Annotated in this window: 22 protein-coding genes; 8 read left to right on the top strand and 14 right to left on the bottom strand. The window is 66.7% G+C overall.

Translation table 11 applies throughout. The annotated features are described in order from the left end of the window. Positions 1-40: 40 nt before the first annotated feature. Complete coding sequence (locus QXZ94_RS25310) at positions 41-958, bottom strand: pirin family protein (protein ID WP_315722977.1); 918 nt, start codon at positions 956-958, stop codon at positions 41-43. A 131-nt stretch (positions 959-1,089) separates the two neighbouring features. Between QXZ94_RS25310 and QXZ94_RS25305 the strand changes: the two genes are divergently transcribed. Next, positions 1,090-2,166: a helix-turn-helix domain-containing protein gene (locus QXZ94_RS25305; RefSeq protein WP_315722975.1), complete on the top strand. Its 1,077-nt coding sequence runs from the start codon at positions 1,090-1,092 to the stop codon at positions 2,164-2,166. 141 nt (positions 2,167-2,307) lie between these two features. After that, positions 2,308-3,714, top strand: coding sequence for a serine hydrolase (locus tag QXZ94_RS25300; protein WP_315722973.1), 1,407 nt, complete (start codon positions 2,308-2,310; stop codon positions 3,712-3,714). An 8-nt stretch (positions 3,715-3,722) separates the two neighbouring features. Here the strand turns inward: QXZ94_RS25300 and QXZ94_RS25295 are convergent, their stop codons facing one another. Continuing rightward, positions 3,723-5,093 carry an MmgE/PrpD family protein gene (locus QXZ94_RS25295; RefSeq protein WP_315722971.1) on the bottom strand — a complete coding sequence of 457 codons (1,371 nt, stop codon included), beginning with the start codon at positions 5,091-5,093 and terminating at the stop codon, positions 3,723-3,725. A gap of 123 nt (positions 5,094-5,216) precedes the next feature. Between QXZ94_RS25295 and QXZ94_RS25290 the strand changes: the two genes are divergently transcribed. Then, positions 5,217-6,359 (top strand): FUSC family protein, encoded by a 1,143-nt coding sequence (locus QXZ94_RS25290; protein WP_315722969.1) that lies wholly within the window; start codon positions 5,217-5,219, stop codon positions 6,357-6,359. A gap of 5 nt (positions 6,360-6,364) precedes the next feature. On the opposite strand, the gene QXZ94_RS25285 is transcribed toward QXZ94_RS25290, so the two are convergent. The 3 genes from QXZ94_RS25285 to murA form a co-directional block, all read right to left on the bottom strand. Then, complete coding sequence (locus QXZ94_RS25285) at positions 6,365-7,744, bottom strand: MATE family efflux transporter (protein WP_315722966.1); 1,380 nt, start codon at positions 7,742-7,744, stop codon at positions 6,365-6,367. A gap of 664 nt (positions 7,745-8,408) precedes the next feature. Further along, on the bottom strand, positions 8,409-8,888 hold the full coding sequence (locus QXZ94_RS25280; protein ID WP_315722964.1) for a DUF2867 domain-containing protein: 480 nt from the start codon (positions 8,886-8,888) through the stop codon (positions 8,409-8,411). 145 nt (positions 8,889-9,033) lie between these two features. Beyond that, complete coding sequence (gene murA, locus QXZ94_RS25275) at positions 9,034-10,329, bottom strand: UDP-N-acetylglucosamine 1-carboxyvinyltransferase (protein WP_315722961.1); 1,296 nt, start codon at positions 10,327-10,329, stop codon at positions 9,034-9,036. 191 nt (positions 10,330-10,520) lie between these two features. Here murA and QXZ94_RS25270 point away from each other — a divergent pair, with 191 nt between their 5' ends. Then, on the top strand, positions 10,521-10,853 hold the full coding sequence (locus tag QXZ94_RS25270; protein WP_315722959.1) for a nucleotidyltransferase domain-containing protein: 333 nt from the start codon (positions 10,521-10,523) through the stop codon (positions 10,851-10,853). After that, positions 10,850-11,359, top strand: a complete 510-nt coding sequence (locus tag QXZ94_RS25265) for a hypothetical protein (protein WP_172110528.1) — start codon at positions 10,850-10,852, stop codon at positions 11,357-11,359. Before QXZ94_RS25270 ends, QXZ94_RS25265 begins: the two co-directional genes overlap by 4 nt. 18 nt (positions 11,360-11,377) lie before the next feature. Here the strand turns inward: QXZ94_RS25265 and gyrB are convergent, their stop codons facing one another. The 7 genes from gyrB to rpsT form a co-directional block, all read right to left on the bottom strand. Then, positions 11,378-13,813: a DNA topoisomerase (ATP-hydrolyzing) subunit B gene (gene gyrB, locus QXZ94_RS25260; RefSeq protein WP_315722956.1), complete on the bottom strand. Its 2,436-nt coding sequence runs from the start codon at positions 13,811-13,813 to the stop codon at positions 11,378-11,380. A gap of 329 nt (positions 13,814-14,142) precedes the next feature. Further along, positions 14,143-16,296 carry a hypothetical protein gene (locus QXZ94_RS25255; protein WP_315722954.1) on the bottom strand — a complete coding sequence of 718 codons (2,154 nt, stop codon included), beginning with the start codon at positions 16,294-16,296 and terminating at the stop codon, positions 14,143-14,145. A 119-nt stretch (positions 16,297-16,415) separates the two neighbouring features. Beyond that, positions 16,416-17,552, bottom strand: a complete 1,137-nt coding sequence (recF, locus tag QXZ94_RS25250) for a DNA replication/repair protein RecF (protein ID WP_315722952.1) — start codon at positions 17,550-17,552, stop codon at positions 16,416-16,418. A 65-nt stretch (positions 17,553-17,617) separates the two neighbouring features. Further along, a complete protein-coding gene (locus QXZ94_RS25245; RefSeq protein ID WP_315722948.1) occupies positions 17,618-17,893 on the bottom strand; it encodes a GIY-YIG nuclease family protein in 276 nt (91 codons plus the stop codon). Positions 17,894-17,976: 83 nt separating this feature from the next. Continuing rightward, positions 17,977-19,095 (bottom strand): DNA polymerase III subunit beta, encoded by a 1,119-nt coding sequence (gene dnaN, locus QXZ94_RS25240; RefSeq protein ID WP_042338453.1) that lies wholly within the window; start codon positions 19,093-19,095, stop codon positions 17,977-17,979. Positions 19,096-19,408: 313 nt separating this feature from the next. Further along, complete coding sequence (dnaA, locus tag QXZ94_RS25235) at positions 19,409-20,842, bottom strand: chromosomal replication initiator protein DnaA (RefSeq protein ID WP_172110522.1); 1,434 nt, start codon at positions 20,840-20,842, stop codon at positions 19,409-19,411. A 1,375-nt stretch (positions 20,843-22,217) separates the two neighbouring features. Continuing rightward, the gene (gene rpsT, locus QXZ94_RS25230) at positions 22,218-22,484 is read right to left on the bottom strand and encodes a 30S ribosomal protein S20 (protein ID WP_015670320.1); all 267 of its coding nucleotides are present in this window, start codon (positions 22,482-22,484) and stop codon (positions 22,218-22,220) included. Positions 22,485-22,846: 362 nt separating this feature from the next. Here rpsT and QXZ94_RS25225 point away from each other — a divergent pair, with 362 nt between their 5' ends. The 3 genes from QXZ94_RS25225 (at position 22,847) to QXZ94_RS25215 (ending at position 24,860) form a co-directional block, all read left to right on the top strand. Then, entirely contained in the window at positions 22,847-23,164 is a 318-nt protein-coding gene (locus QXZ94_RS25225) for a hypothetical protein (RefSeq protein WP_315722940.1), read from the top strand. A gap of 126 nt (positions 23,165-23,290) precedes the next feature. After that, a complete protein-coding gene (gene msrA / locus QXZ94_RS25220) occupies positions 23,291-23,947 on the top strand; it encodes a peptide-methionine (S)-S-oxide reductase MsrA (RefSeq protein WP_172110520.1) in 657 nt (218 codons plus the stop codon). Positions 23,948-24,143: 196 nt separating this feature from the next. Beyond that, the gene (locus tag QXZ94_RS25215) at positions 24,144-24,860 is read left to right on the top strand and encodes a polysaccharide biosynthesis/export family protein (protein WP_315722937.1); all 717 of its coding nucleotides are present in this window, start codon (positions 24,144-24,146) and stop codon (positions 24,858-24,860) included. 141 nt (positions 24,861-25,001) lie between these two features. On the opposite strand, the gene QXZ94_RS25210 is transcribed toward QXZ94_RS25215, so the two are convergent. Then, a complete protein-coding gene (locus QXZ94_RS25210; protein ID WP_315722935.1) occupies positions 25,002-25,673 on the bottom strand; it encodes a dienelactone hydrolase family protein in 672 nt (223 codons plus the stop codon). Between the two features lie 33 nt (positions 25,674-25,706). Beyond that, complete coding sequence (locus tag QXZ94_RS25205) at positions 25,707-26,063, bottom strand: hypothetical protein (RefSeq protein ID WP_315722933.1); 357 nt, start codon at positions 26,061-26,063, stop codon at positions 25,707-25,709. Positions 26,064-26,274: the final 211 nt, after the last annotated feature.

Genomic DNA, 26,274 nt, shown 5'->3' with positions numbered 1-26,274 from the left:
TATAGGGCTTTCGAAACGGGAGCGTTGTGTCCCCAATAGCCTATTCCGGCAGCGGAATGAACTCGTGCTCCTGGGGAACGGCGGCGAAGCGGCCGGTTTTCCAGTCCTGCTTGGCCTGCTCGATGCGCTCCTTGCTGGAGGAGACGAAATTCCACCAGACATGGCGTGGCCCCTCCAGCGCGTCGCCGCCGAGGAACATCATCCGGGTCGGCTTGACGGTGCGCACGCTGATGGCGTCGCCGGGTCGGAAGATCAGCAGCCGCGGCCCCTCGTGGCGCTCGCGCGCAATCTCGATCTCGCCGTCGACGATGTAGATCGCGCGCTCCTCGTGGTCGGGATCGAGCGGCACGACCGTGCCGGCCTGCGCCGTCACCTCGACATAGAACCACGGCGAGACCATCGTCACCGGAGAGGACTTTCCGAACGCCTTGCCGGCAATCACGCGCGCGGAGAAGCCGGTGTCGCTGACGGTCGGCAGCGCGTTCGCGGCATAATGCTGGAAGCTCGGGGCGATCTCTTCCGATTCCACCGGCAGTGCGATCCAGCTCTGCAGTCCCAGCATCTGCTGCCCGTTCTGCCGCTGCAAATCCGGCGTGCGCTCGGAATGCGCGATGCCGCGCCCGGCCGTCATCAGGTTCATCGCGCCGGGCTGGATCTCCTGCACGTTGCCTTCGCTGTCGCGATGCATGATGGCGCCGTCGAACAGATAGGTGACGGTGGCGAGGCCGATATGCGGATGCGGCCGCACGTCCATGCCCTTGCCGGAGACGAACTGCACCGGGCCGAAATGATCGAAGAAGATGAACGGGCCGACCATCTGGCGCCGGCCATGCGGCAGTGCGCGGCGCACGGCAAAGCCGTCGCCGAGGTCGCGGGTGCGCGGCACGATGACATGCTCCAGCGCATCGCAGGAGGTGGGATCACCGAATTCGGGATCGATCGATGGCTGCCAGCTCATGGGACGCTCCTGCGATGTGGAGGAGCAAGCTTAGCAGTTTCGCGAAGGCGAGGGCAGGGCATGAGGTCGCGGCGTTTGCGGGGAGATTTGAACGGGCCTAGAGTTCCGCAGCCGATGATGGATCCGCCCTGATGCCGCTCGAAAGTCTCGACCTCGCGCTCCGCGCTGCCGCCATCGCGCTGCTCGCCGTGCTGGCGGTGTCGATGTGGCGCGACCTCGGCCAGCGGTTGACTGGGCGGCTGGCGATCGCGCTGGCGCTCGGCTCGGCCGCGCATGCGACGACGTTCAACATTGGCGGCACGGCGGCGCCGTCGCTCGCCCTCGCGCCGCTGATCGCGCTCGCGACGGCCGACATCGTCGTGCTCTGGCTGTTCTGCCGCGCGCTGTTCGATGACGGTTTCGCATTGCGCTGGCGCCACGGCCTCATCTGGCTCGCGGTGTTCGGCTTCAGCCTGGCGAGTTGCCTCATGCTGGGGCCTGCGGGTCACGGCCGGCTCGTCGTCATCGCCAACAATGCGCTGGCCATCGGCTTCCTCGGGCTGACCCTGGCGCAGACTGTCCGCTCGTGGTCTGCGGATCTCGTCGAGGGACGGCGGCGCGTCCGGGCCTTCGTCGTCATCGCGGCGATGGCCTATGGCGGCGTCAACGCGCTGCTGCAGATCGCGTCCGCCGGTGGCGGTCCGTCCGAGCTGGGCAATGTGATCAACGCGGCGATGCTCGCGGCCGTGGTCACGGCCGTCACGCTGATGCTGCTCAAGGTCGGTGCGGGCGACGTGTTCGCCCCGGAGGCGACCCCTGTCGAGATGTCGGGGGTGGCAGCGGGGCCCGCCGTTGCCAGCGCGGCCGAGGCGGCGATCAGCCGCAGACTGGTCGACCGGCTGATGCGGCTGATGGCGGACGAGCGGATCTACCGCCAGGAGAACGTCACCATCGGCATGTTGGCACGCCGGCTGTCGATCCCCGAATACCGGCTGCGGCGCCTGATCAATGGCGAGCTCGGCTATCGCAACTTCAACACCTTCCTGAACAACCACCGTATCGAGGAGGCAAAGGCCGCGCTCGCCGACCCGGCCCAGGCCGAGGTGCCCGTCATCACCATCGCGATGGACGCCGGGTTCCAGTCGCTCGGGCCGTTCAACCGCGCCTTCAAGGCCGAGACAGGCGTGACGCCCACGGAGTACCGGCGTATGAGGCTGTCCGCGGCGTGACGATTGCGGCGTTGAAATCACGAATGAATTTCGAAATCGGTGAGGTCCCTGGCAGTTCCGGCTGGCGCCTGTTTCGAAATCGGCGAGCGCCCAGGCCGCCGCTGCGGTGGGGTCCGGCAGGTCCATCTGCCGGAGCTCCCCATGACCCGCCGCCGCCTGCTGCTCGTGTTCGTTTCGACCGTCACCCTGACCACCCTGGCCATCGGCGTTGCCCGGGCCCGCGACGTGCCCCAGGTCGCGACCGGATTCATCGCCGGCGTGCTGTGCACGGAGACGTTCGTCTCCGGCCTCGATCCGGACGGTGTGCTGAACGAGACCCAGGCCGCCATGCCCGGCGCCGGCCTGCTGAGCTGGGCGATGGACATCCGCGTCGATCGCAAGGCCAAGGATGTCACCGTCACGCTGCTCGGGCTCGGCCGCAGCCATGCCGTGTATCGCGACGGGTACGGCTGCCATATGGATCATGGGGACGCGCGGGAGTGGCCATCCGCGCCGCCCTCCCCGCAGCAGCCCGCGCTGCTGTCCGACATCGCCCCGCCGCGTGTCGTGACGCCGGCCAACCCGGCCCTCGCTGCCGCGCTCGATCGCGCCTTTGCCGAGCCGGAGGCGCCGCCGTTCCGGCGCACGCATGCGGTCGTGGTGTTGAAGGACGGCAAGGTCATTGCCGAGCGCTACGCGCCGGGCGTCTCGCTGGATACGCCGCTGCTCGGCTTCTCCGCGACCAAATCCATGACCGCAACCCTGATCGGCATCCTCGTCCGCCAGGGCAAGCTCGCGCTGCATCAGCCCGCGCCGGTCGCGGCGTGGACGAATGAGAGCGATCCGCGCCATGCCATCACCGTCGATCATCTGCTGCGCCACACCGCCGGGCTCGCGCTCGGCAGCTCGTTGCAGGCTTCCTTGTTGTCGGCGCTGGAGCCCGTGAACCGCATGAAGTTCGTCGAGCCGGACCGGGCGGCGTTCGCCGAATCCATGCCACTCGAAACGCCCCCTGGCGCAACGTTCAACTATCACGACGGCAACACCGTCATCCTCTCTCATCTCATCCGCGACGCCGCGGGCGGCAGCGCTGCGGACGTGTTGCGTTTTGCCCATCGCGAGCTGACCGGTCCGCTCGGCATGACCAGCGTCACGCTCGAATTCGATTCGGCCGGCACCCCCGACGGATCGAGCCAGATGCTGGCTTCGGCGCGCGACTGGACGCGGCTTGGCCAGCTGTATCTCGACGACGGCGTGGTCGGCGGCCGCCGCATCCTGCCGAAGGGCTGGGTCGACCATGTCAGCACGCCAACGCCCAACGCCTTCGTCGGCATCGGCGCCGGCTTCTGGACCAACCGCGGTGACAGCTTCGGCGCCAACTATCGCATCTCTCATGGCTGGCCGCGCGATGCCTTCTTCGCCAAGGGCACGCTCGGCCAGTACGTCATCGTCATCCCCTCCGAGCGCCTCGTCATCGCGCGCTTCGGCCGCACCGTGAACTGGCCGCCGGAAGTCGACGGCGTGGCGCAGCTCGTGAGCGACGTGATCGCGGCGACGCGGGGGGAGTGACGCGTGGATCAGGCCCTCCCCAGCGCCGTCGCCTGCGCGACGCGGTCGAAACGCTCCAGCGACAGGATCGCGTCGGCAAAGTCCTGCGCGCGGCTGCTCAGCACCGGCCGCGCCAGCGTGATGAACTTGTCGCTCATCGCCTGCGCCGAGGGGAACGAGGTCGGCTCGCCCGAGGGATCGTCGTGCAGCCGCTCGTGCACGCCGTCCTCGGTGGTGATGGTGACACGCGCGCCGAACGGATGGCTGCGGCCAACCTCGAGCCTGTCGTCCTGAACGACATTGAACTTGTCGGCGAGCGCATTGATCGCCGTGTCGCCGAGCCTGGTGTAGTCGTCCCAGCCGAAGCGGCCCTGGTCGAGCGCTAGCGCGCCGGTGAAGAACATCGAGAACTGGCCGCCGACGATCGAGGTCGGGTGCCGCTTGGTCGTGGCATCGCCGGTCAAGGTGATGCCGTTGCGATGCAGGCCGATCTCGACGCGCTTGACCTGGTCCGGCGTCAGATTGTGCTCGCGGCGCAGCGCGACGATGGCGTCGATCGCCGCATGAGTATAGCGGCAGCTCGGATACGGCTTCACGCCGATCTTCATCGTCTCATAGGTGGTGCCGAGCCCTGCCACCGCCTTTTCGTGATGCGGCGCGTCGGTGTAGCCGACCAGCAGGCCATGCTTGCCCTCGACGGATTCGACTGCGCCGACGAAATCGTTCTTGGCCAAGGTCGCCGCGATCACGCCGTTCATCGCCGATGCCCCGACCTGATAGCGCTTGTTCCAGGCGCCGTTGACCAGGAACTGCAGTGAGCCCGCCGCCTGGCTGCCGGAGACGCCGAAGGCGTAGACCAGCTGTTGCTCGGACAGGCCGAACAGCTTGCCGGCGGCAGCGGCGGCGCCATAGGTGCCCGCGGTCGCGGTCGGATGGAAGCCGCGTGCATAATGCGAGGTCGGGTCGAGCGCGTTGCCGAGCCGGCAGCACACCTCGTAGCCGGCGACGATGGCGGTCAGCACCTCGCGGCCGGACGCACCGACCATTTCGCCGACCGCGAAGGCCGCGGGAACGACCGGCGCGCTCGGATGCAGCGACGAATCGGCGTGGGTGTCGTCGAAGTCGAGCGAATGGCCCATCGTACCGTTGAGCAGCGCCGCCACCGCGGGAGTCCAGGTCCGGCCATCTCCGAAGACGGTGGCCTCGCCCGCCGCATCCAGCTTCAAGGCCGCCAGCATGTTGACCACCGACGGCGTCGATTCCGCCTCGCGCCGGGCGCGGATGGCGCTGCCGAGAAAATCGAGCGTCAGCACCTTGGCGCGATCGAGCACCTCGGGCGGAATATCGTCATATTTCAGCTCGGCGACATAGGCGGCGAGCGTTGCAGTTTCCTGGGCCATCGTGTTTCCTCGCTCTTATTGCCGGCCAGCGTAGGCAGACTGATTCCGCCTTTCAAGCGGGTCGGGCCCGGTGGGAAGCTGCCATGTCCGGATCGCGCCGGTGCTTTTCGAGGTGATTGACTGATGGCGTCGTTCAAGGAGCTGCTCGGCCGGGTGCGCGCCCGCAAGCCACATATGGCGCTGGCCGTCCGCGGCACGGTGGCGGCGACGCTCGCCTTCGCCATCGCCACCGCCTTCCAGCTCAAGCTGCCGCTGTGGGCGGTTCTGACGTCGCTGATCGTCACGCAAGGCAGCGTCGGGCGCTCGCTGAAGGCGACGCGGGACTACATGTTCGGCACCATCGGCGGCGCGATCTATGGCGGCGCCATCACCGTGTTCATTCCGCATTCCGGCGAGCTGCAATTGTTGGGCATGCTGATCCTGGCGGTGACGCCGCTCGCCTTCATCGCTGCGATCAATCCGAGCCTGAACGCTGCGACGGTGACGTCCGTGATCGTGCTGCTGGTGCCGACCATGGGCAAGCTCGATGGGCTCGGCTCGGCCGTCGACCGCGTGTTCGAGGTCGCCGTCGGCGCGCTGACGGGACTCGTCGTCTCGTTCATCGTGCTGCCCTCGCGCGCCCATGTGCAGATGCGCAGCGCAGCGGGGCGGCTGCTCGAGCTGATCGCCGCGGCGATGACCGAATTGCTCGCCGGCCTGTCGCGCGGCCGCGACAACGACGCGCTGCACCGGATCCAGGACGGCATCGGCACGGCGTTGAGCGAATTGAACGCCACCGGCGCCGAGGCCGAGCGCGAGCGCTCGGCGCGGCTGTCCTCCGGCGCCGATACCGGCCCGCTGTTGCGGACCATCCTGCGGCTGCGGCACGACGTCGTGATGATCGGCCGCGCCAGCGTGGTGCCGCTGCCGTCGGAGCTGCAGGCGCGCTTGTCGGGCCCGGTCACCCGCGTCAGCGACGCCATCGCCGGCTATCTGCGCGGCTGCGCCGCCGCCATTCGCAACGGCTCCGGCCCGCCGGCGATCTGGCCGGTTCATGTCGCGCTCAAGGCCTATGCCGACGCGGTCGCCGCCGTCCGCAGCGATGGTCTTACCCGCGGCCTGCCGGGCGATGCCGCCGAACGCTTTTTCGCGCTCGGCTTCTCGCTCGACCAGATGCGCCAGAACCTGATCGACCTCGAGCGCGTCGTCGCCGAATGGGCGGGGGCATCGAGCGGAAGGCCGCACCGGGCGGAGCCGGAGGAGACGTCCGACACGGCCGGTGCATAGCTTGCTCATCGCGACAGCCGCAGGAAGCGCAGCACCAGAAGCGCCGCATAGAGCGTGGTGCCGGCCGACAGCCCGATCCAGATCCCGACGGCGCCGAGCGGGGTGTGGAATCCCAGCGCATACGACGCGGGAAAGCCGACCAGCCAATAGCCCAGCACGGCGAGCAGCAGCGGCACGCGCGTATCCTTGATGCCGCGCAGCGCGCCCACCGCGATGCTCTGCAGCGCGTCGGTGATGAAGAAGGTGGTGCCGACGAGCAGCAGGGTCGCCGCCAGCGCCACGGTGGCATCGGCGTCGACGATGCCCGCGCCCAGGAACAGCTGCACGATCTCGAACCGTGCGACGACGATGCCGAGCGTGAACAGCACGGCCAGGACGAGGCCGAGCAGCATCGCCATCAGGCCGGCGCGCCGCACGCCCCGCTCGTCATTGCGTCCGGCCGCATGGCCAACCCGCACCGTCGCGGCCATGCTGATGCCGAACGGCACCATGAACAGGATCGCCGTGATCTGCAGCGCGATCTGGTGTGCGGCGAGCGCCGGCGTGCTGATCAATCCCATCAGGATGGCCGCAGCGGAGAACAGGCCGTATTCGAGCAGGAACGACAGCGAGATCGGCGCGCCGATGACGAGGAGCTGCCGCATCAGCCGCCAGTCGATCCGCCCCAGATGCGCGAGCACGCGATAGTCGCGAAACGGCGGACGGAACGTCGCGAACCACAGCCCTGCGAGGAAGGTGCCCGTATTGACCAGCGAGGTCGCAAGGCCGACGCCGGTCAGGCCGAGCTGCGGAAAACCCCAATGGCCGTACAGCAGCGGATAGACCAGCAGGGCATTGAGCGGGATCGCGGTCAGCGTGATCCAGAGCACCGGCTCCGGGCGGTTGACCGCGCCCATGAAGCTGCGCAGCGCCATGAACCACAGCATCGGCGCGATGCCCCAGGCGAGGCCCGCGAGATAGTGTTGGGCAAGGCGCGCAACGCCGGGCGCCTGCCCGAGCGCGAGCAGGATGGTCTCGCCGTTCAGCGCGATCAGCATGATCGGCAGCGCGACGAGCAGGCCGGCCCACAGGCCGACGCGCAGCGCGCGCCGGACGAGGCCTGCATCTGCAGCGCCGAACGCCTGCGCGGCGAGCGGCGCGACGGCCGACATCAGGCCCATTCCGAACGTGGACCCGACGAAATAGACCGTGCCGGCCAGCGCAGCGGCTGCGACCGGGTCGCCGCCGAGCCGGCCGATGAAGGCGAGGTCGGTCGACATCATCGCGATCTGGGAGAGCTGCGTCAGCGCCATCGGCGCGGCAAGACGGATGGTGTCCCACAGTTCGAGCGCGAGAGGCGGCGTCAGCGCTGATGGCGCGTGGTCGGTTCCTGTTGTCGAGGTCATGAACGGCGCTATAGCAGGCCCCGTGGCGTCATGCACATCACAGCGGCATGTTCGGCGGCGGGACGGTGCGGTGCGGGCGCTCGGATCGTCGGGACGACCCCCATCGATGTCATGGCGCGGCATGGCGCGCTTCGGCACTGATTTGTCTTTGTCGCCGCATGCGTGACTCCGCAATCTCGCGACACGTTTCGCGCCCGAGCTTTGCTCGACCAGTGGCCCTCGGAAGTGAGAGGGCGCAGGGAAGGCCGGGTGCTTGACCACACCCATGGCCCGCCTGCAAAAGAATTAGCAGGCGGCAGTCACCACAGGTGGGCCGCACAACCGGCCTTCCCTGCGCAATGGTTGGAACGGCTTATACGTACTCTCCCCGGTGCGCCGGGCTTGTTGGCCACCGTCACCGACAGATCGTTCGCCGGCTTGACCTCAGCGTCGGGAGGCCAGGACCATACGATTTCGCCGTATGCGACCGCTCCTTCGTCCACGCGCCGACTCGAGTTGCCCCGAGCGCGCGCTGAAAGCCGCCGCATCCATCGCATCCCACCCCCAACGTTCGTGACGATCGCGAAGCGTCCCTCTCAGCGAGGACGGGATGGCGGCATTGTTTCTGATTTGCGGAATTTGCGCAAGCGAAAAATTCGGGAAAGTGAAAATTGGCGGAGGCCAGTCAAGCGGGTGCGGCAATCTGCCGGAGCATGGCCTTCACCACGAGGCGATGAAACGGCGTGATGACGGCGAGATAGACGCGGCCGAGCGCGTTGTGGGTCTGGACCAGGGTGGTCGCCGTCACCTGCGAGGTCGAGTTCAACGGGACAACGTCGACCAGAACGCGGAAATCCAGATGCTTGTCGTCGAAGCCGAGCACCAGTTGCGCTGGCGTTTCGTCGATCACCGGAAACATCCCGATCATGGGACCCGGACGGCGAGCGTCTGCGCCCGAGGTCTTGAGACCGAACGGCCGGACCAGTCCATTGCGGAGCTTCAGGAGCGCGGCCATCCACCAGGGCGCGTGACCGAGCATGCGCTCAGCCGCGGTGCGGGCATCGAGGACCGCGCCGTCGACCGTGATGCGGAAGGCATCGGCGAAATCAGCACCGGCGAGCCATCTGTCACGGTCGACATCGGGAGTGATCTCGCTGATCGTCATGTGAACTGAGCCTCACGTGTCGTTCTTTGGTCCTCGGTCCATCAGCGCGTCATTGCGAGCGGAGCGAAGCAATCCAGGGCTGAGCAAGGACTCTGGATTGTTTCGCTCCGCTCGCAATGACGGAGGAGAGATCAGCGAAAGCGGCCTACCGTCCCCGCTCCGGCACCCGCGTGATCTTCGCGCCCAGCGCGTTCAGGCGCTCGTCGATGCGTTCGTAGCCGCGTTCGATCTGGTCGGCGTTGTCGATATAAGACGTGCCCTCGGCGCAGAGCGCGGCGAGCAGCATGGCCATGCCGGCGCGGATGTCGGGGGAGACGACGCGGGCGCCGCGCAGCTGGCTGGGGCCGGCGACGATGGCGCGGTGCGGGTCGCACAGCACGATGCGGGCGCCCATCGAGATCAGCTTGTCGACGAAGAACATCCGCGACTCGAACATCTTCTCGAACATCAGGATCACGCCCTCGCATTGCGTGGCGGTGACGATCGCGATCGACATCAGATCGGCGGGGAAGGCCGGCCAGGGCTGGTCCTCCAGCTTCGGCACGTGGCCGCCGAAATCGTCCTTGATCTTCATGGTCTGGTCGGAGGGCACGATGAGGTCGTCGCCGGCGACCTCGCAGACGATGCCGAGTCGCTCGAAGCCCATCCGGATCGAGCGCAGATGCTCGGTGCCGGCGCGCACGATGCGCAAGGGAGAGCGCGTCACCGCGCCGAGCCCGATCAGCGAGCCGACCTCGATATGGTCGGGCTGGATCGCGTAGGAGGCCTGGCCGAGCGTGCTGGCGCCGTGGATCACCATGGTGTTGGTGCCGATGCCTTCGATGTTGGCGCCGAGCGCCACCAGGAAATGCGCGAGATCCTGGACATGCGGCTCGGAGGCGGCGTTGCGCAAATACGTCGTGCCGTGCGCGGCCACCGCCGCCACCAGCGCGTTCTCGGTGGCGGTGACGCTGGGCTCGTCGAGGAAGACGTCGGCACCCTTCAGGCCGCTGGCGCGCAGCTCGATCTTGTCGGTCGCGGTGACGGTGGCGCCGAGCTGCTCGAAGGCGAGAAAATGCGTATCGAGGCGGCGGCGGCCGATGACGTCGCCGCCCGGCGGCGGCAGCGCCACTTCGCCGCAGCGGGCGAGCAGGGGGCCGGCGAGCAGGATCGAGGCGCGGATGCGCGCGCATAGATCCGGATCGAGGTCGGCGGCGCGAATGTCCTTGGCATGGATCGCGAGCCGGTTCCGGCCGCGCCATTCGGCGGAGGCACCGACCGAGCGCACCAGCTCGACCAGCGTCTCGGTGTCGCGGATGCGCGGCACGTTGTCGAGCGTCACCGGATGGTCGGTGAGCAGAGCCGCGGCAATGATCGGCAGCGCGGCGTTCTTGTTGCCGGACGGCTCGATCGCGCCCTTGAGCCGGTGACCGCCCTCGACGATGTATTGAATGGGCGCCATGCGCGAAAACCCGTCCTCAGATGACCGTTTGCCAGGGGGCGACCCGCCACAGTGGGGCCCGGATCGCAAATGCCAATAACATGGAAGGCGCGGTCAAGTCACGGATCCCGGGTGTTGTCCGGTGCGGCTCCGGTCCGATGAGGCATTGTGTTGGGCCGCAGGAATGCTGATATTGCGGCTCAGGAGCTGCCATGACCGGTGTCGTCACAATATCGGAACGCAAGGCGCGCGAGACCGCACGGCGGCGGCTGGCGGCGGCCGCTGTCATGGCCGAGCTGAAAACCTTCGCGCAACGGTGCGGCGGCCGCTTCATTGTGTTCGGGTCGGTTGCGCAGCAGCGGCTGTCGTTCGACAGCGATTTCGACGTCATCGTCGATGTTCCGTCCGCGCACCAGGTCGAGGCCGTCGAACTGGTCGAGGACCTCTGTCGTCACCATGAATTGCCAGCCGACATCCATCTCAAATCGCTGGCCAGTGAAAGGCTTCTCGCGCGGATCGCTGATCATGCGGTGATCCTTTCATGAGCGATGACCGCTGGAGCGACGTCGAGGCTGATCTGGACGCTGCCGTGACCCAACTCGGGATGGCGCTGCGAACTTTCGAGCGGGGCGGCTTCGATTCCAATGATCCGGATCTCGCATGGGAGCGGTCCAATGCGTTCCTGCACGGGATGGAGACGGGATACACCCTGCTGGAGAAGGCGATCACACGCGTTCTCGATATCCTCGGCGAGACCAGTCCATCCGGAGATGCGTGGCACAAGGATCTCATCGATCGCGTCTCAAGACCGATGCAAGGCGACAGAGGACGGCCGGCGATGTTCGACGCTGCGCTTCGCCTCGATCTGCTCGAACTGATGAGGATGCGTCACCGGGCGAGAAACGCCGTTTACGGCGACTTCGATGCGTCGAAGGCCGGCCCCTCGGTCGAAGCTGCGAGCCACGTTCTCGGTAGGATCCGCGACGCGGTCGCGCAATTCAAGAATGCCGTGGACCCTGCCGGCAAAGCCGAGCCCAGCGGGCCGGTCTAGACCAGCACCCGCCCGTCCTTACACGTCGACATTCGCCGACAGCGAGTTGTCCTGGATGAACTCGCGGCGCGGCTCGACGACGTCGCCCATCAGCTTGGTGAAGATGTCGTCGGCCTCGTCGACCTCCTTGACCCTGACCTGCAGCAGCGTGCGCGCCTCGGTGTCGAGCGTGGTTTCCCACAGCTGCTCCGGGTTCATCTCGCCGAGACCCTTGTAGCGCTGCTGGGTGACGCCCTTGCGGCCGGCGTCGACGACGGATTCGAACAGATCGATCGGGCCGTGAATCACCGTCTGGGTGTCGCCGCGGCGCAGGACGCCGGGCTTGGCATAGGCCTCCTGCAAGCGGGCTGCGTAGTCGTCAAGCTTGCGGGCATCGACGGAGGCGAGCAGCGCGTCGTCGATCACGGCGACATCCTTGACGCCGCGCACGGTGCGCTCGAACGTGAAACCCTGGCCCTCGACGAAATGGCCGATCCAGCCGCGCTCGACCTCGTCGGCGAGCACGTCGAGCCGTTTGGCGATGTACTCGGCCGCGGCGTCCGCGGTGGCCAGGTCACGGGTGATGTCCGGCCGCAGCACGCCGGCGATCGCGGCCTGCTCGACGACCTTGCGGTCGTAGCGGCTGTGCAGGTTGCGCAGGATGTTGCGGACCAGGCGTGCCTCCTCGACCAGCGCCAGCAGGTCGCGGCCCTTGCGCTCCTCGCCCTCGGCGGTCTTGAACACGCAGTCGTCGAGCCCGGTGCCGATCAGATAATCCTCCAGCGCCCGTTCGTCCTTGAGATACTGCTCGGACTTGCCGCGCGTGACTTTGTAGAGCGGCGGCTGGGCGATGTAGAGGTGGCCGCGATCGATGATCTCGCGCATCTGCCGGTAGAAGAAGGTCAGCAGCAGGGTGCGGATGTGGGCGCCGTCGACGTCGGCGTCGGTCATCACGATGATCTTGTGGTAGCGCAGCTTGTCGATCGAGAAGTCGTCGCTGATGCCGGTGCCGAGCGCCGTGATCAGGGTGCCGATCTGCTCGCTCGACAGCATCTTGTCGGGGCGCACGCGCTCGACGTTGAGGATCTTGCCGCGCAGCGGCAGCACTGCCTGGAACTCGCGGTTGCGGCCCTGCTTGGCGCTGCCGCCGGCCGAGTCACCCTCGACGATGAACAGCTCGGACTTGGCCGGATCCTTCTCCTGGCAGTCGGCGAGCTTGCCCGGCAGCGACGAGACGCTGAGCGGATTCTTGCGCGTCAATTCGCGCGCCTTGCGCGCCGCCTCGCGGGCGGCGGCCGCCTGGATCACCTTGCCGACGATCACCTTGGCTTCGCCCGGATGCTCCTCGAACCAGGCGGCGAGCGCCTCGTTGAGCACGTTCTCGACCACGGGGCGCACTTCCGAGGACACCAGCTTGTCCTTGGTCTGCGACGAGAACTTCGGATCCGGCACCTTCACCGAGAGCACCGCGGTAAGGCCCTCGCGGCAGTCGTCGCCGGTCAGCGCGATCTTTTCCTTCTTCGCATTGGCCTCGGCATAGCCGTTGACCTGGCGCGTCAGCGCGCCGCGGAAGCCGGCGAGATGGGTGCCGCCGTCACGCTGCGGGATGTTGTTGGTGAAGCACAGCACGTTCTCATGATAGCTGTCATTCCACCACAGCGCAGCTTCCACCGTGATGCCGTTGGCCTCCGAGCGCACCATGATCGGGGCGGGGACGATCGCCTTCTTGTTGCGATCGAGATATTTGACGAACTCCTCGACGCCGCCGTCGTAATGCATCTCCTCGCGCTTCTCGACCGCATGGCGCATGTCGGAGAGCACGATGTTGACGCCGGAGTTGAGGAAGGCAAGCTCGCGCAGACGATGCTCGAGCGTCGCATAGTCATATTCGACGTTCTTGAAGGTTTCCGTCGAGGCCAGGAACGTCACCTCGGTGCCGCGCTTGCCCTTGGCCTCGCCGACCACCTTCAGCGGCGCAACCGCGTCGCCATGGGCGAACTCGATGAGATGCTCCTTGTCGTCGCGCCAGACCCGCAGCAGCAGCTTGCTCGACAGCGCGTTGACCACGGAGACGCCGACGCCGTGCAGGCCGCCCGACACCTTGTAGGAGTTCTGGTCGAACTTTCCGCCGGCATGCAGCTGGGTCATGATGACCTCGGCTGCCGACACGCCTTCGCCCTTGTGGATGTCGACGGGAATGCCGCGGCCGTCGTCGCGCACGGTGACCGAGTTGTCGGGGTTGAGAACGACCTCGACCGCGGTGGCGTGACCGGCGAGCGCCTCGTCGATGGCGTTGTCGACGACTTCGTAGACCATGTGGTGCAGGCCGGAGCCGTCATCGGTGTCGCCGATATACATGCCCGGGCGCTTGCGCACGGCATCCAGGCCCTTCAACACCCGGATCGATTCTGCGCCGTACTCGTTCGCGGTTGCAGGCTCGTTTTCGGCGATGGTTTGCCGGGCGGGTTCGGTCATGTGAGGCCTTTGAAGGGGTCCCGAAGGGCGATGTCGCGCTAGGGTGCTGAGAGCGCCATTTGTGCCATGAAAGACGGTGCGCGCATAGCGCAAAGTGGCGGCTCTTAAGATGTTGAAGAAATGGGTTTTTTTAACCGTTTTTCAAGCCGTATGAGCGCCTCTTTCGGGGCCTGCGAAGGCGCGATTCGGGGGCTCTTCGGCGGCGGTTCGGACGGCGCCTGAAAAGCGTGGTCAAGGCGGCGTTCCAACGGCATCAAGCCGCCCCTTGGGGCCGCCTGAGATTGTCGCGTTGGAGATCCGCGAACGGCGTGCAGCGGCGCTTGCGGCGGTCAATACAGCGGCAGCGGCAGGGCCTGGCCGGTCGGGCCCAGCATCAGGCCCCAGACGTCGCCGGCGCCGAGCTCGATGGTTTCGGTGACCGGCGCGCGGCTGGCGATCTTGACCTCGTAGCGGTACTTGCCGGGCGGCAGATCGAGCAGCGGGCCCTTGGGCGTCTTGGGACTGCCGGTGCCGGCCGCGATCCTGATCGACTGCCTGTTGATCGTCAGCACGGCGTCGGTCTCGCCGACATTGCCGAGCATGAGCTTGGCCTGGCCGGGCTTCGGCAGGATGTCCGCCTTGGCCGCGGCGTCCGCGTTCTTCTGCACCAGATGGACCGAGGTCTCGCCCTTGGCGCGGCCGAGCGTCAGCACGGCAGGTCCTTGCGGAGACGCGAAGGCGAGCCGGGCCCGCTCGGGTCCCTGCTGCGCGCCGTCGGATGTCTCCCGCCAGCCGAGCTTGGTGAGCTCGGTGCGGTAGAACGCCATCACGGCACTCAGCTCGGCCGGCACGCTGGCCTCCAGCTCGAGCCGCAGCGGCGTGTCGATGCCGGGCGCCTTGGATTTCGACGTCGAGCTTGCGCTGCGCTGCTTCGGCACCGGCAGCGCGGAGTTCGGATCGGCCTCGAGCGGCGCCGCGTCCGCCGCCGGCTGAGCCACGGCCTTTGCGCCGGCCGCGGGCTTGGCCGCGGCGAGCAGGCCGGTGCCGTCCGCCGTCACGTTCACCTTGGGCCCCATCTGCATGATCGTGAACGCGACCGACTTGCCCCTGGCGGAGAATTGCAGGCGCGCCATGGTCGGATTGTCGATCACGGTGGGTGCCTCCTGCCAGCCGGCAGGCTTCAAGGCCGCGCGATAGAAGCCGGTGAGCGCCTTCACCGTCGAGGCGGATTTGAACTCCAGCCGGCCCTGGCTGCCGTCGAATTGCACCGCCTCGGCGGTCTCGGGCAGCGGGATCGGCGCCGGATTGTCGGCAAGCGTCTTGAGCGGCGCATCCGACAGCGTTGCGGCTTGGGCTGCGCGGCGGACCTCGTCGGCGGCGATCACCTGCTTGGCCATCGCCGCGGCGTCGGCCATGAACCTGTCGTCGGCGTCCTTCTTCGCCTTGGCGCGTGCGGCCAGCGCAGCTTCCGTGGCGCGCACCGACAGCTCGACCATGGTGAGATCGTATTTGCGGGACAGCTTCAGGGTCCCGGTCTCTTCCGCGGAGGCGACCTTGAACGTGGCCTCGTCCGGCGTGCCCGCCCCGGCCGCCTCGATCCGCCAGCCGCGCGCCGGCAGCTCGCCGGTGTAGAAGGCGAGCACCGCGGGCAGCTCGGCGATCACGGCGCCTTTGGCCTGGCGGCTCGGCGAGGTCGCGCTGCCCAGGCTCTGCGACCACTTGGTCGGCTTCGGCATCGGCAGGCCGGCGCGGTCGTCGCCGGCCTCGATCTGAGCCGGCAGCGCGAAAGGCGCGATCCGGATCTCGACATTCGTCTTGCCGTCATCGCGGCGAGTCAGACTCAGCATGACCGGACTCTGCCGGCGATAATTGTCGCTGTCGTCGTGGCCGAAGAAGGCGCGCACGCCATTCGGCGCGGTCTCGCTGAGATCGGCATTGGGCCAGCGCGCGGCGGTCTCGGCGGTCAACGGCTGCCAGCCGAGGGACGTCATCTCCTTGGCGAAGTAGGCCCGTGCCGCATCCACCGGCATCGGCGCGACGCAGGACAGATAGGGGCGCGTCTCGTCGAACACGATGTCGGTCGTACCCTCGGGGAACGGCAGGTTCGCGTAGATCCGCTGCGGCGAATAGGTCACGTCCGACTGGTCGGCACGGCCGCCGCTGCCCGTGAAGTACACGGTCAGTCCCTGCTTGCCCTTCTTGTAGTTGAGCGTGGGATTGCGCTCTTCCAGCGGCCGGATGTAGCGCACCCAGCCGTCGGCGCTCAGCGCCTGCTGCGTCGCGGCATTGGTCGCGGCGACCGGCATCGGCAGACGGTAGACGACGCGATAGCGATCGGGGCGGGAGGTGTCTTCGACAGCACCCTCGACGCGCGGTAGCGCATGCACGTCGACGATGGCGTCGTCGGCGCGCGCAGGGACGGCGCAGCTCGCGAGCAGCAAAACGCAGCAGGCAAACAGCCGCAGCCGCGGCGCGGCGATGGCCTGCGGCCAAAGCTCTGACATCACAGATCTCCAGGATTTCGATTGCGGCGCGTGGGCCTGCGGGATGTCGGAGGACCTCGTCGTCGATCCAACGACAGCTAGTCGAATCTGGGAACTGATAGGTTCAACGGCGGAATGCGTTACCGCCGCGCGGTGATCCGGCCACCCTCGACATCGAAGATCTCACCGAGTTCGCGTAGTTCGGCAAACGCGGCGGGATCGGCGCCGGTCAGCCATACCTGGGCACCGAGCGTGCCGAGCTCGGCAAACAGTGCGGTGCGCCGGCCGGGATCGAGATGCGCGACGATCTCGTCGAGCAGCAACATCGGCACGATGCCTGTCGTCTCGGCGACGAGCGTCGCATGCGCGAGGATGAGGCCGATCAAGAGCGCCTTCTGCTCACCGGTCGAGGCATCGCGCGCCGGCATGTTCTTCGGCGCGTAGATGACGTGCAGATCGGTGAGGTGGGGGCCATCGAGCGTGCGGCCGGCGGCGGCATCGCGCGCCCGATTGTCGCGCAGCATCGCGCGGTAGCGGTCCTCCACCGCCAGCGCGGGCTCGGTGAGCAGCGCGTTCTCCATCCAGCCGTCGAGCGCAATCTCGGCCGAGGGAAAGGCGGAGGCGGCGCCGCGCTGGCGCAGCATCGCGGCGAGCTTCACGGCGGTCTGGCCGCGGCTCGCAGCCACGGCGACCGCGAGCTCCGCGGTCTCGCGCTCGATCGCGTCGCACCAATGATCGTCGAAATTGCGCACCTCGAGCAGCCGGTTGCGCGAGCGCAAGCTGCGCTCGAGCGCCGAGACGCGGCTCGAATGCTCGCTGTCGATCGCGAGCACCAGACGGTCGAAGAAGCGCCGACGCTCGGACGCCGAGCCCATGAACAGGCCGTCCATCGCAGGCGTCAGCCACACCATGCGGATGTGATCGCCGAACGCCGCGGCCGAGCCGACCGGCTCGCGATCGATGCGGCAGCGGCGGGTGGTGCTCGCATCGCTGCGCGGCGGCTCGATGCCGGTGCCGAAGGTCGTCAGGCCCAGCGCGCCCTCGACCTCCGCCGAGACCGCCCAGGAGCCGTCGCCCTGGTTATCGGCGACGTCCTCGAGCGTGGCGCGGCGCAGGCCGCGTCCCGGCGCGAAGAACGAGATCGCCTCCAGGCAATTGGTCTTGCCGGCGCCATTGGCCCCGACCAGCGCCACCATGTCCGCCTGCACGCTCACGCTCGCAGCGCGATAGCTGCGGAAGTGCGTCAGCGACAGGCGGTTGATGCGGGAGGGGGTCATCGGGATGTAGCTGGAAGCCCTAGCTCTGTCATTGCCGGGCTTGACCCGGCAATCCATCGTCCGCGTCAGCGGACTATTTCATCGTAGAGATCGCGCCAATCCGGATTGCTCGCCACGATCAGGTCGATCTTCCATTCGCGTGACCAGTGTTTGACGTTCTTCTCACGCTGCAATGCTGCCGCGATCGTTTCATGCGCCTCGAAATAGACGAGCCGCTTGATGCCGTAGCGTCTGGTGAAGCTCTCTGCGAGGCCTTCGCGATGCTCATACACGCGCCGAATGAGATCGTTGGTCACGCCGATATAGAGCGTGCCGCCGGGCTTGCTGGCGAGGATGTACACCCACTAGGCCATTTGTTGAGATGGATGGCCGGGTCAAGCCCGGCCATGACGAGTGAACTTCAAAGCTCGCAACGGGCGTTGGGTCACACCCGCATCGGCATCAGCACGTACAGCGCGTTCCTGTTGTCGCGGTCCTGGATCAGCGTCGGCGAGCCGGGATCGGCCAATCGCAGCACCGCGACCTCACCCTCGATCTGGGCGGCGATGTCGAGCAGATAGCGCGAGTTGAAGCCGATATCGAGTGCGTCGGCGGCGTATTCGACCTCGAGCTCTTCGGTCGCGCTGCCGGAATCCGGATTGGTCACCGACAGCACCAGCTTGCCCGGCGCCAGCGCCAGCTTCACGGCGCGGCCGCGCTCCGAGGAGATGGTGGAGACGCGGTCGACGGCGGCGGCGAAATCGGCCTTGTCGACGACCAGCTCCTTGTCGTTGTTCTGCGGAATGACGCGACCATAGTCCGGGAAGGTGCCGTCGATCAGCTTCGAGGTCAGCACCACCTGTCCCAAGGTGAAGCGGATCTTGCCCTGCGACAGCTCGATCCTGATCTCGCTGTCATTGTCCTCGATCAGCCGCTGCACCTCGCCCACGGTCTTGCGCGGCACGATGACGCCGGGCATCTCGGCAGCCCCGGCCGGCTGCGGCAGATCGACCTGGGCGAGGCGGTGGCCGTCGGTGGCGACCGCGCGCAAGGTCGGCTGCTTGGCATTGCCGCCGGCGTGCAGATAGATGCCGTTGAGATAATACCGCGTCTCCTCGGTGGAGATCGCGAACTGGGTGCGGTCGATCAGGCTCTTGATGTCCTTGGCGGGAACGCCGAAGGCATGCGTCATTTCGCCCGCCGCGAGATCCGGGAAGTCGCTCTCCGGCAGCGTCTGCAGGGTGAACTTGGAGCGCCCGGCGCGGATCGCGAGCACGGCGCGCTCGCCGTCGCTCTCCAGCACGATCTGCGAGCCGTCCGGCAGCTTGCGCACGATGTCGTAGAACATATGCGCGGGAACCGTGGTGGAGCCCGCGGTGGCGGTCTCGGCGGCCAGGGTTTCCGTGACCTCGAGATCGAGGTCGGTCGCGCGCAGCGACAGCCGGGCATTCTCGGCGCGCACCAGCACGTTGCCCAGGATCGGGATGGTGTTGCGGCGCTCGACCACGCGATGGACGTGGCCCAGCGACTTCAGCAACTGCGCGCGTTCGACGGTCACCTTCATTGCACTTACCCGCCCGTTCCCAACTGATCTCGTCCTGGAATGCCGGCGGGCTATGGCAGCGCCGCGGCCGATGGCACCTCGCGCCCGAACGGCGCTTTGCCAGCGTCCAGGAGCGTGAGGGGGAGGCGTAAAGTGGCGCGGATGAGGCTCAAGCGCAAGGGATGCGGCGCCGATTTCCCATGTTTCGGCAGGCTCTTCCGTGACCCGGAGGCGCGGTCCCGAGCACGATGTCCCAAGCTGGCTTGGAGGGGCGCGGAGGATGGCCGGCTGGGGCCGGACGTTCTGTCCAAACCCCCGTGGCCGTGCGAGCCGCCTAGTCCTGCAGCTGGCGCTTCAGGGACTCGACCTCGTCGTTCAGCGTGATGTCCTTGCCGACCAGCGCCTCGATCTTGCGCACGGCGTGCAACACGGTGGTGTGGTCACGTCCGCCGAAGCGGCGGCCGATCTCGGGCAGGGAGCGCAGGGTCAGCGTCTTGGCAAGATACATCGCCACCTGACGCGGACGCACCACGTTTGCGGTGCGGCGGGAGGAGAGCAGGTCGGAGCGGCTGACGTTGTACTGCCGGGCCACCACGCGCTGGATGTCCTCGATCTTGATCCGCTTCGGCTCCTGCGGCCGGACCAGGTCGCGGACCTCGCGCTCGGCCATGTCGAGCGTGACCGGCTGGTTGTTGAGCTTGGAATGCGCCAGCAGGCGGTTGATGGCGCCTTCGAGATCGCGACCGTTATGGGTGATCGAGCGGGCGAGATAATCGAGCACCGGCTCCGGCACGTCGAAGCTCGCATGATGGGCACGGGCTGCCGCGACGCGCGACTTGAGAATGCCGAGACGCAGGTCCTCGCCGAGCGTTGCCATCTCGACGACGAGCCCGCCGGCGAGCCGCGAGCGGACGCGATCATCCAGGCTTTCGAGATCGGACGGCGGCCGGTCGGCGGCGATCACCACCTGCCTTCCGGCATCGATCAGGGCGTTCAACGTGTGGCAGAACTCCGCCTGGGTCGACTTGCCCTGCAGGAACTGCAGGTCGTCGATCACCAGCACGTCGATGCCGCGCAGCGCCTCCTTGAAGGCCAGCGCGGTCTGCGATTTCAGCGCCGCGACGAAGCCGTACATGAACTTCTCGGCGGTCAGATACAGCACCTTGCGCTCGCCGCCGGCATTGCCGGCCCAGGTCACGGCCTGCAGCAGATGCGTCTTGCCGAGGCCGACGCCGGCATGGATGTAGAGCGGATTGAACATCACGGGATCGCCGCGGCGGCCGTCGGCGACCTGGCGCGCCGCCGCATGAGCGAGCGTGTTGGCCCGGCCGACGACGAAGCTGGCGAAGGTCAGCCTGGGGTCGAGCGGCGAGCCGCCGAGCGCGTCATGGCTCGTGGCCAGCGACGCCGCGGCGGACGTGCGCACCTCGTTGCTGACGGGCTTGGCATCGCTGCGCTCGGCGCGGCGGGCTTCCACGGCAACGGGCGCCTCCTTGGCCGGCGTCGCACAACGCATCGCGGTGCGAACGGAAAGATCGATCCGGTGAACCTCGGGCATCTCGGCCTGCCAGCACGACAGCACGCGCTCGGCATAATGGGCCTGGATCCAGCTCTTCAGGAAACGCGTCGGCACCGACAGATGGACGCTCTCGTCCTGGACGGCCTCGAGGTCCATGCGCGCGAACCAGCTCGTATAGACGTCCTCGCCGACGGTCGAGCGCAGCCGACCCTTCACGCGAGACCAGCGTTCCTGTTCCGAATTTGTCATGTCAGTCGCAACTTTTCGAATTGAGTGGTGGTGTCGAGTGATCGCTGGGGCAGATGTCCCGTCGAGGGACTGGTCTGCCGGGCGAGACCTCGAGCGGAGGACCAACGCCAGCCATGGCTTCGCCGTCCGGCGCGCACGCCGTTGGGCAGATCAATGCTGGTCGAGGGGAGTTCTCCGCGAGGTCAGCGCGTACTCGGATGCGCGAGGAGGGGAGGTCCGATGGCCGTGCTGATGGTGTTGACCGCTAAGGGTGCGTGATCCGGAACCAGCTCTTGATGTCTCGCAGCGATGTGTCCGTAAAGCATGCAACCTCCCCGCCTCACCGCGATTGCTCACGGCAAGTTGTCATCTCGCACATGTCCCATAGGCATCCGCGTCCGAACCCCAAGATTCAGCCGCAACGCCATATCCCGTCCATTGTCCACTCACTGAGCGAAGCAGTCGCAAGCTCCAGCCGGTTCGAGCGTTGTCGTATTTCTCTTGTTCAAAACGGCGCAACGATGATGTTGTGCCCGAGAAATTTCGACAAAGTTCGGTCGTTCCCCATACTGCTATGGAGACCGTTCCGGCCATCGCTTTTGAAAGCGTCGCCAACGCGCACACCGCCGCCGATTTGCACGTCCGCCCCGTTTCTAAAACCGCGCTGGTCTCAAGATCGTGGGCGCCGCGAGTGGATTTAAGAAATACACGATGCGTTGGGACTCGCAATCCATTTGATCGGAGCACGCATCGCGAGTCATCGCACCGCTTGCCACGCCATGTTGCGCGTTAAGAAAGCAAGGTTTTGAATCATCGCGAGGAATCTCGGATGTGACAAACAACATCGTCTGCCCAAAATTTCTTCATAATTTTTTTACGTTCCGGCCGAGCGTGACCGCTTTTCCAAACACTTGGCTGCGCTATGCGCTTAAGTCATTTTCGAGCCGATGTTTTTCGCGATTACTTCAAGCGGGTAACTCCCGCGATGCGCAGTGCGTGAAGTGAGCGGCGCATCGAGCGGTCTTGACATCGATGCGCAAGCGCGTCGCGCAGATTCGCTGCTGTTTCCGGTGAGACAAAATTGTCACCGCGTAAAATTACGGAACGCCACGTAGGAGTACGGAGCGTGTCAGGTTGGCACGACATCGCAACTGTTCCAACACGCGCGAAGATCGCAGCGCTGCTTCGATGTCGCCATGAAATAGAAGTGTGAGCGCGTCACGCGTGCAATGCGCAGAGCGAAAATGCGCCGAGAAATCGGCGCAACGGCAGAGAAGAGGCGGCAGGGACGAGTCGCGACGGCCGGCCAAGCGCAGTCGGCGGGCCAAGCGCAAAAGAAAAGCCCGGCGCGAGCCGGGCTGTTGCATCTTGATAGTTCGTCAGTCGCGCGATCGCGTCACTTCGCGAGCTTGGCGATCTGATGCGTGAGGCGCGACACTTTGCGGCTGGCGTTGTTCTTGTGAATGATGTTGCGCTGCGCGGCACGCATCAGCTGCGGCTCGGCATTGGCCATCGCCTTCAAGGCGGCGTCGCGGTCGCCCTTCTTGATCGCGTCCTCGACGGAGCGAACGGCGCCGCGCATCTGGGTGCGGCGCGACTTGTTGACGATGGTGCGGCGGGCAATCTTGCGCGTCGCCTTCTTCGCGGAGGTCGTGTTGGCCATGCTCTCAACTATCCTTCGGCGGCGAGCGTTCGCCGCAATCAGCGGGTACGCGCGCGGTCCGCTCGATTGCGGCCCGATCGACGCGATGGGTTGTTCGGACGCCTCTCTGAGAATGCCATGACCGGAGCGTGTGGGCTCGGTGGATCGGCGCCGCTCAAAGAACAGCGGCGGCGGGATTGCGCCCACCGCCAATGGCGACCTTATAGGGGCAGGCGGTTCGAGCGTCAACGGTCTCGGAAGCCGCAGGGATCGCCGGAACCGGCCAAAAGCCGCTTCTAAGCCCCTGACGAGGTTGAATTTCTAAGGGGGCCCCGCTATGGCCTTGCTGCCGGTCGGGGCGAGCGAGAGAGAGCAGGTGAGGCATGATCCGCGGTTTTTTCCGCCTGGTGGGACTGTTGCTGCTGGCCGGAAGCTTCATCTTCCTGGTCTATGACGGCGCGCGCTGGGTGGCCGATCAGACCCTGCAATTCACCCGGTTCGGCCAGCTCTGGAACGATGTCCACCAGGCGAGCCAGGCGGCCTTCAAGGCCTGGGTCGAGGCCAAGGCGCCGTTCCTGTGGGAGTGGATCGTCAGGGTGTTCCTGGACCAGCCGGTGTTTGCCGTGCTCGGCGTGCTCGGAATTCTCCTGATGCTGCTGTTCCGGCCGCGCCGACCGCTGATCGGCTACGGGCGCGACTGAGCGCCGGCCCCGGCGCGGCGTAACATCGCTGCGATCTCCGGCGTAGAGCCTATATAACCCACAGACCGAAGGTCATCGCGCCGCCGGACCGTTCCGGCGGGCGAATGCCATGCCCGGAGACACCCGATGTTCTTCATGCGCAAACCGACTGCCGTGCCGAGCGCCGCCGAGGCGCTGCCCGGCCGCGCCCAGCCGATCCCCACCGCCACCAAGCACTTCGTCAATGGCCGTGCTTTGCTGCCGCCCTATCCCGCAGGTCTCGAGCAGGCCGTGTTCGGCCTCGGCTGCTTCTGGGGGGCGGAGCGCAAGTTCTGGCAGCTCGGCGACGGCATCCACGTCACCGCCGTCGGCTATGCCGGCGGTCATACGCCGAACCCGACCTATGAGGAGGTGTGCTCGGGGTTGACCGCGCATACCGAGGTCGTGCTGGTCGTGTTCGATCCAAAGGCCATGTCTTACGAGCGTCTGCTGAAGACGTTCTGGGAGAGCCACGACCCGACCCAGGGCATGCGCCAGGGCAACGACGTCGGCACGCAATATCGCTCGGCGATCTACACGTTCAGCGATGCGCAGCGCGAGACGGCGGAGGCGTCGAAGGCGGCCTATGAGGCGGCGCTGCGCGCCAAGGGGCTCGGTGCCATCACCACCGAGATCGGTGCGGCGGGACCGTTCTACTTCGCGGAGGACTATCACCAGCAGTATCTGGCCAAGAACCCGGCCGGCTATTGCGGTCTCGGCGGCACCGGCGTCGCCTGTCCGATCGGTGTCGGCGTCAACGCATAGGCGCAACGCTGGCGTTTGCCGCCGGCGCGGCGGCGACGAGCTCGGCTCCCTCTCCCACTTGGTGGGGGAGGGTTTTTTTCTGCGCCGTGGGCGCTGCAGGCGGCGCACTTGCGTACCGCGCGCGCCACACGCGCCAACGGTTTGTTAACCTTAACCGCGCATGACTAGGGTGCATCCTCTTTCAGGGATTGTTCGAGTGCGCGCGTTTTTCCTTCCGGTCATTGCCATCTTCTCCACGGTCCTGCTGTCGGGCTGCATGCACACGGCGTCCCCCGTCGCCGTCGGCCAGCCGCAGAGCGATCTCGATGCCATGGCCTATGGGACACCTTCGACCGGCCCGGTTGCCGCCACCGGGCAGGGCGGAGCGATCCCGGCGCTGCGCAACGCGTTCGCTGCCGCTCCGCGCGTCGGCGCTCATGTGGTGCCCGCCGGCTACGCGCCGGCGCGGACCGACATGGCCTATCATCTCGACGCCGGCGACAAGCTGCGCGTCGTCGTTTACGGCCAGGAGGGGCTCACCAACACCTACGCGATCGATGCGGCCGGATCGATCACGATGCCGCTGATCGGCAGCGTGCCGGCGCGTGGCCGCACCACCGCCGGTCTTGCCGCGGAGATCACCGCCAAGCTGCGCAACGGCTATATCCGCGAGCCGTCGGTGGCGGTCGAGATCGAGGCCTATCGTCCGTTCTTCATCCTCGGCGAGGTGCAGGCGCCCGGCCAATATCCCTACGTGCCCAACATGACGGTGGAGAGCGCCATCGCCATCGCCGGCGGCTTCTCGCCGCGCGCGAGACGCGACATCGTCACCTTGACGCACACCGATCCCTCGGGTGCTGCCCGCTACGAGGTGCCGCTCGGCACGTCGCTGAAACCCGGTGACACCATCCAGGTCGGCGAGCGCTGGTTCTGATCTTCCGGCTGCTCAGAGAGACCGCTGCGCAACAAGGCAACGCTCCATCCTCCGTCATTGCGAGCGCAGCGGGGCAATCCAGGGTCGCGCGTGACGCCTTGGATTGCTTCGTCGCTGCGCTCCTCGCAATGACGGCCTTTCTTAGCTCAGATGCTGCCTGAAGAAATCCAGGCTGCGCGTCCAAGCGAGGTCGGAACTCGGCTTGTCGTAGCTGGCGCGCTCGTCGCAGCCGAAGCCGTGCTGCGCGCCGGGATAGACGAAGATCTCGACGTCGGGGCGCTTGGCCTCGATGGTCTCGACATCGGCAAGGGGGATGCCGGCATCCTTCTCGCCGAAATGCAGCTGGGTCGGCACGGTCGGCTTGTCGTCGGCGAAGCGCACGATGGCGCCGCCGTAATAGCCGACCGCCGCCTTCAGTCCGGTGAGCTTGGTTGCGGCTGCATAGGCGATGCTGCCGCCGAGGCAGAAGCCGATGATGCCGACCGGCCCCGCATCCTTCACCGCGTCGATCGCAGCCTGGGTGTCGCGCAGGAAACCCTGCCAATCCGGATTGGCAACGAATTTGCGCGCCACGGCGATTTCATCGGGCGAGTAGCCGGAGGTGAAATTGGGCTCGACGCGGTCGAAGATCGCGGGAGCGATCGCGACGTAGCCTTCCGCAGCGAGTCGGTCGCAGACGTTGCGGATGTGATGGTTGACGCCGAAAATCTCCTGGATCACGACCAGCGCGCCCTTGGCCGCTGCCGCCGGATCGGCTCGGTAGGCGCCGAGCTGAAAACCGTCCGATGCCGTCAGCTTGATGTCCTGTCCCACGTTCTGTCCTTCATGATGTCGCGATGCGCGGAGCTACCGCCACATCCAGTTGGTGCCGTAGTCTTCCTTCCATCCCGTCAATCGTCCTTTGCGGAACTTGAGGAACAGGCGATGATGATGCGGGACCAGTCCGCTGCCGCCGAGATTGCGGAAGGCGAGATAGGTCTCGTTGCCGGGCGAGCCGTTCAGATAGATCAGCGGCTGCTCCAGCACGCGCGATGTCTCACCGACATCCATGCCGAAGGCAAGCGGCGACACGTTGGATAACGTCGCTGTGAAAGGCCGGCGGACGACATCGGGCGTCTGCCCGGCGGCGGCCCGGTCCACGGGCGCCACACTCGCCAGCACAGCGGCGGCCACGCACAACGTCATTCGTGCGGATGCTCTCATGGCCTGAACTCTCCTCGTCGCCAACCGCTTGTCGCCAGACCGCGTCGGCGGCGTCTCCGTCTTAGCTTGCCCGGCGTCGCGAGCCCAGCATCGTTCGCGCTGCACAATGCAAATTGCCGTTTCATTTCGCAAGCCGATGTTCAAATCCCGTTGCGTCACCGTGGCAACGCGATCATTCTTATGATGGCTGGCATCTCACCGGTGGGTCCCA

Source organism: Bradyrhizobium sp. SZCCHNS2022, from assembly GCF_032377575.1.
GTDB classification, from domain to species: domain Bacteria; phylum Pseudomonadota; class Alphaproteobacteria; order Rhizobiales; family Xanthobacteraceae; genus Bradyrhizobium; species Bradyrhizobium aeschynomenes.
Note: the sequence above shows the minus strand (reverse complement) of the source record. Positions and strands in the feature narration are given on the sequence as shown.

Bases quoted from the DNA above. Each gene is read 5' to 3' on its own strand.
- QXZ94_RS25310 (WP_315722977.1), bottom strand. From the start codon at position 958: ATGAGCTGGCAGCCATCGATCGATCCCGAATTCGGTGATCCCACCTCC.
- QXZ94_RS25305 (WP_315722975.1), top strand. From the start codon at position 1,090: ATGCCGCTCGAAAGTCTCGACCTCGCGCTCCGCGCTGCCGCCATCGCG.
- QXZ94_RS25300 (WP_315722973.1), top strand. From the start codon at position 2,308: ATGACCCGCCGCCGCCTGCTGCTCGTGTTCGTTTCGACCGTCACCCTG.
- QXZ94_RS25295 (WP_315722971.1), bottom strand. From the start codon at position 5,093: ATGGCCCAGGAAACTGCAACGCTCGCCGCCTATGTCGCCGAGCTGAAA.
- QXZ94_RS25290 (WP_315722969.1), top strand. From the start codon at position 5,217: ATGGCGTCGTTCAAGGAGCTGCTCGGCCGGGTGCGCGCCCGCAAGCCA.
- QXZ94_RS25285 (WP_315722966.1), bottom strand. From the start codon at position 7,744: ATGACCTCGACAACAGGAACCGACCACGCGCCATCAGCGCTGACGCCG.
- QXZ94_RS25280 (WP_315722964.1), bottom strand. From the start codon at position 8,888: ATGACGATCAGCGAGATCACTCCCGATGTCGACCGTGACAGATGGCTC.
- murA (WP_315722961.1), bottom strand. From the start codon at position 10,329: ATGGCGCCCATTCAATACATCGTCGAGGGCGGTCACCGGCTCAAGGGC.
- QXZ94_RS25270 (WP_315722959.1), top strand. From the start codon at position 10,521: ATGACCGGTGTCGTCACAATATCGGAACGCAAGGCGCGCGAGACCGCA.
- QXZ94_RS25265 (WP_172110528.1), top strand. From the start codon at position 10,850: ATGAGCGATGACCGCTGGAGCGACGTCGAGGCTGATCTGGACGCTGCC.
- gyrB (WP_315722956.1), bottom strand. From the start codon at position 13,813: ATGACCGAACCCGCCCGGCAAACCATCGCCGAAAACGAGCCTGCAACC.
- QXZ94_RS25255 (WP_315722954.1), bottom strand. From the start codon at position 16,296: ATGTCAGAGCTTTGGCCGCAGGCCATCGCCGCGCCGCGGCTGCGGCTG.
- recF (WP_315722952.1), bottom strand. From the start codon at position 17,552: ATGACCCCCTCCCGCATCAACCGCCTGTCGCTGACGCACTTCCGCAGC.
- dnaN (WP_042338453.1), bottom strand. From the start codon at position 19,095: ATGAAGGTGACCGTCGAACGCGCGCAGTTGCTGAAGTCGCTGGGCCAC.
- dnaA (WP_172110522.1), bottom strand. From the start codon at position 20,842: ATGACAAATTCGGAACAGGAACGCTGGTCTCGCGTGAAGGGTCGGCTG.
- rpsT (WP_015670320.1), bottom strand. From the start codon at position 22,484: ATGGCCAACACGACCTCCGCGAAGAAGGCGACGCGCAAGATTGCCCGC.
- QXZ94_RS25225 (WP_315722940.1), top strand. From the start codon at position 22,847: ATGATCCGCGGTTTTTTCCGCCTGGTGGGACTGTTGCTGCTGGCCGGA.
- msrA (WP_172110520.1), top strand. From the start codon at position 23,291: ATGTTCTTCATGCGCAAACCGACTGCCGTGCCGAGCGCCGCCGAGGCG.
- QXZ94_RS25205 (WP_315722933.1), bottom strand. From the start codon at position 26,063: ATGAGAGCATCCGCACGAATGACGTTGTGCGTGGCCGCCGCTGTGCTG.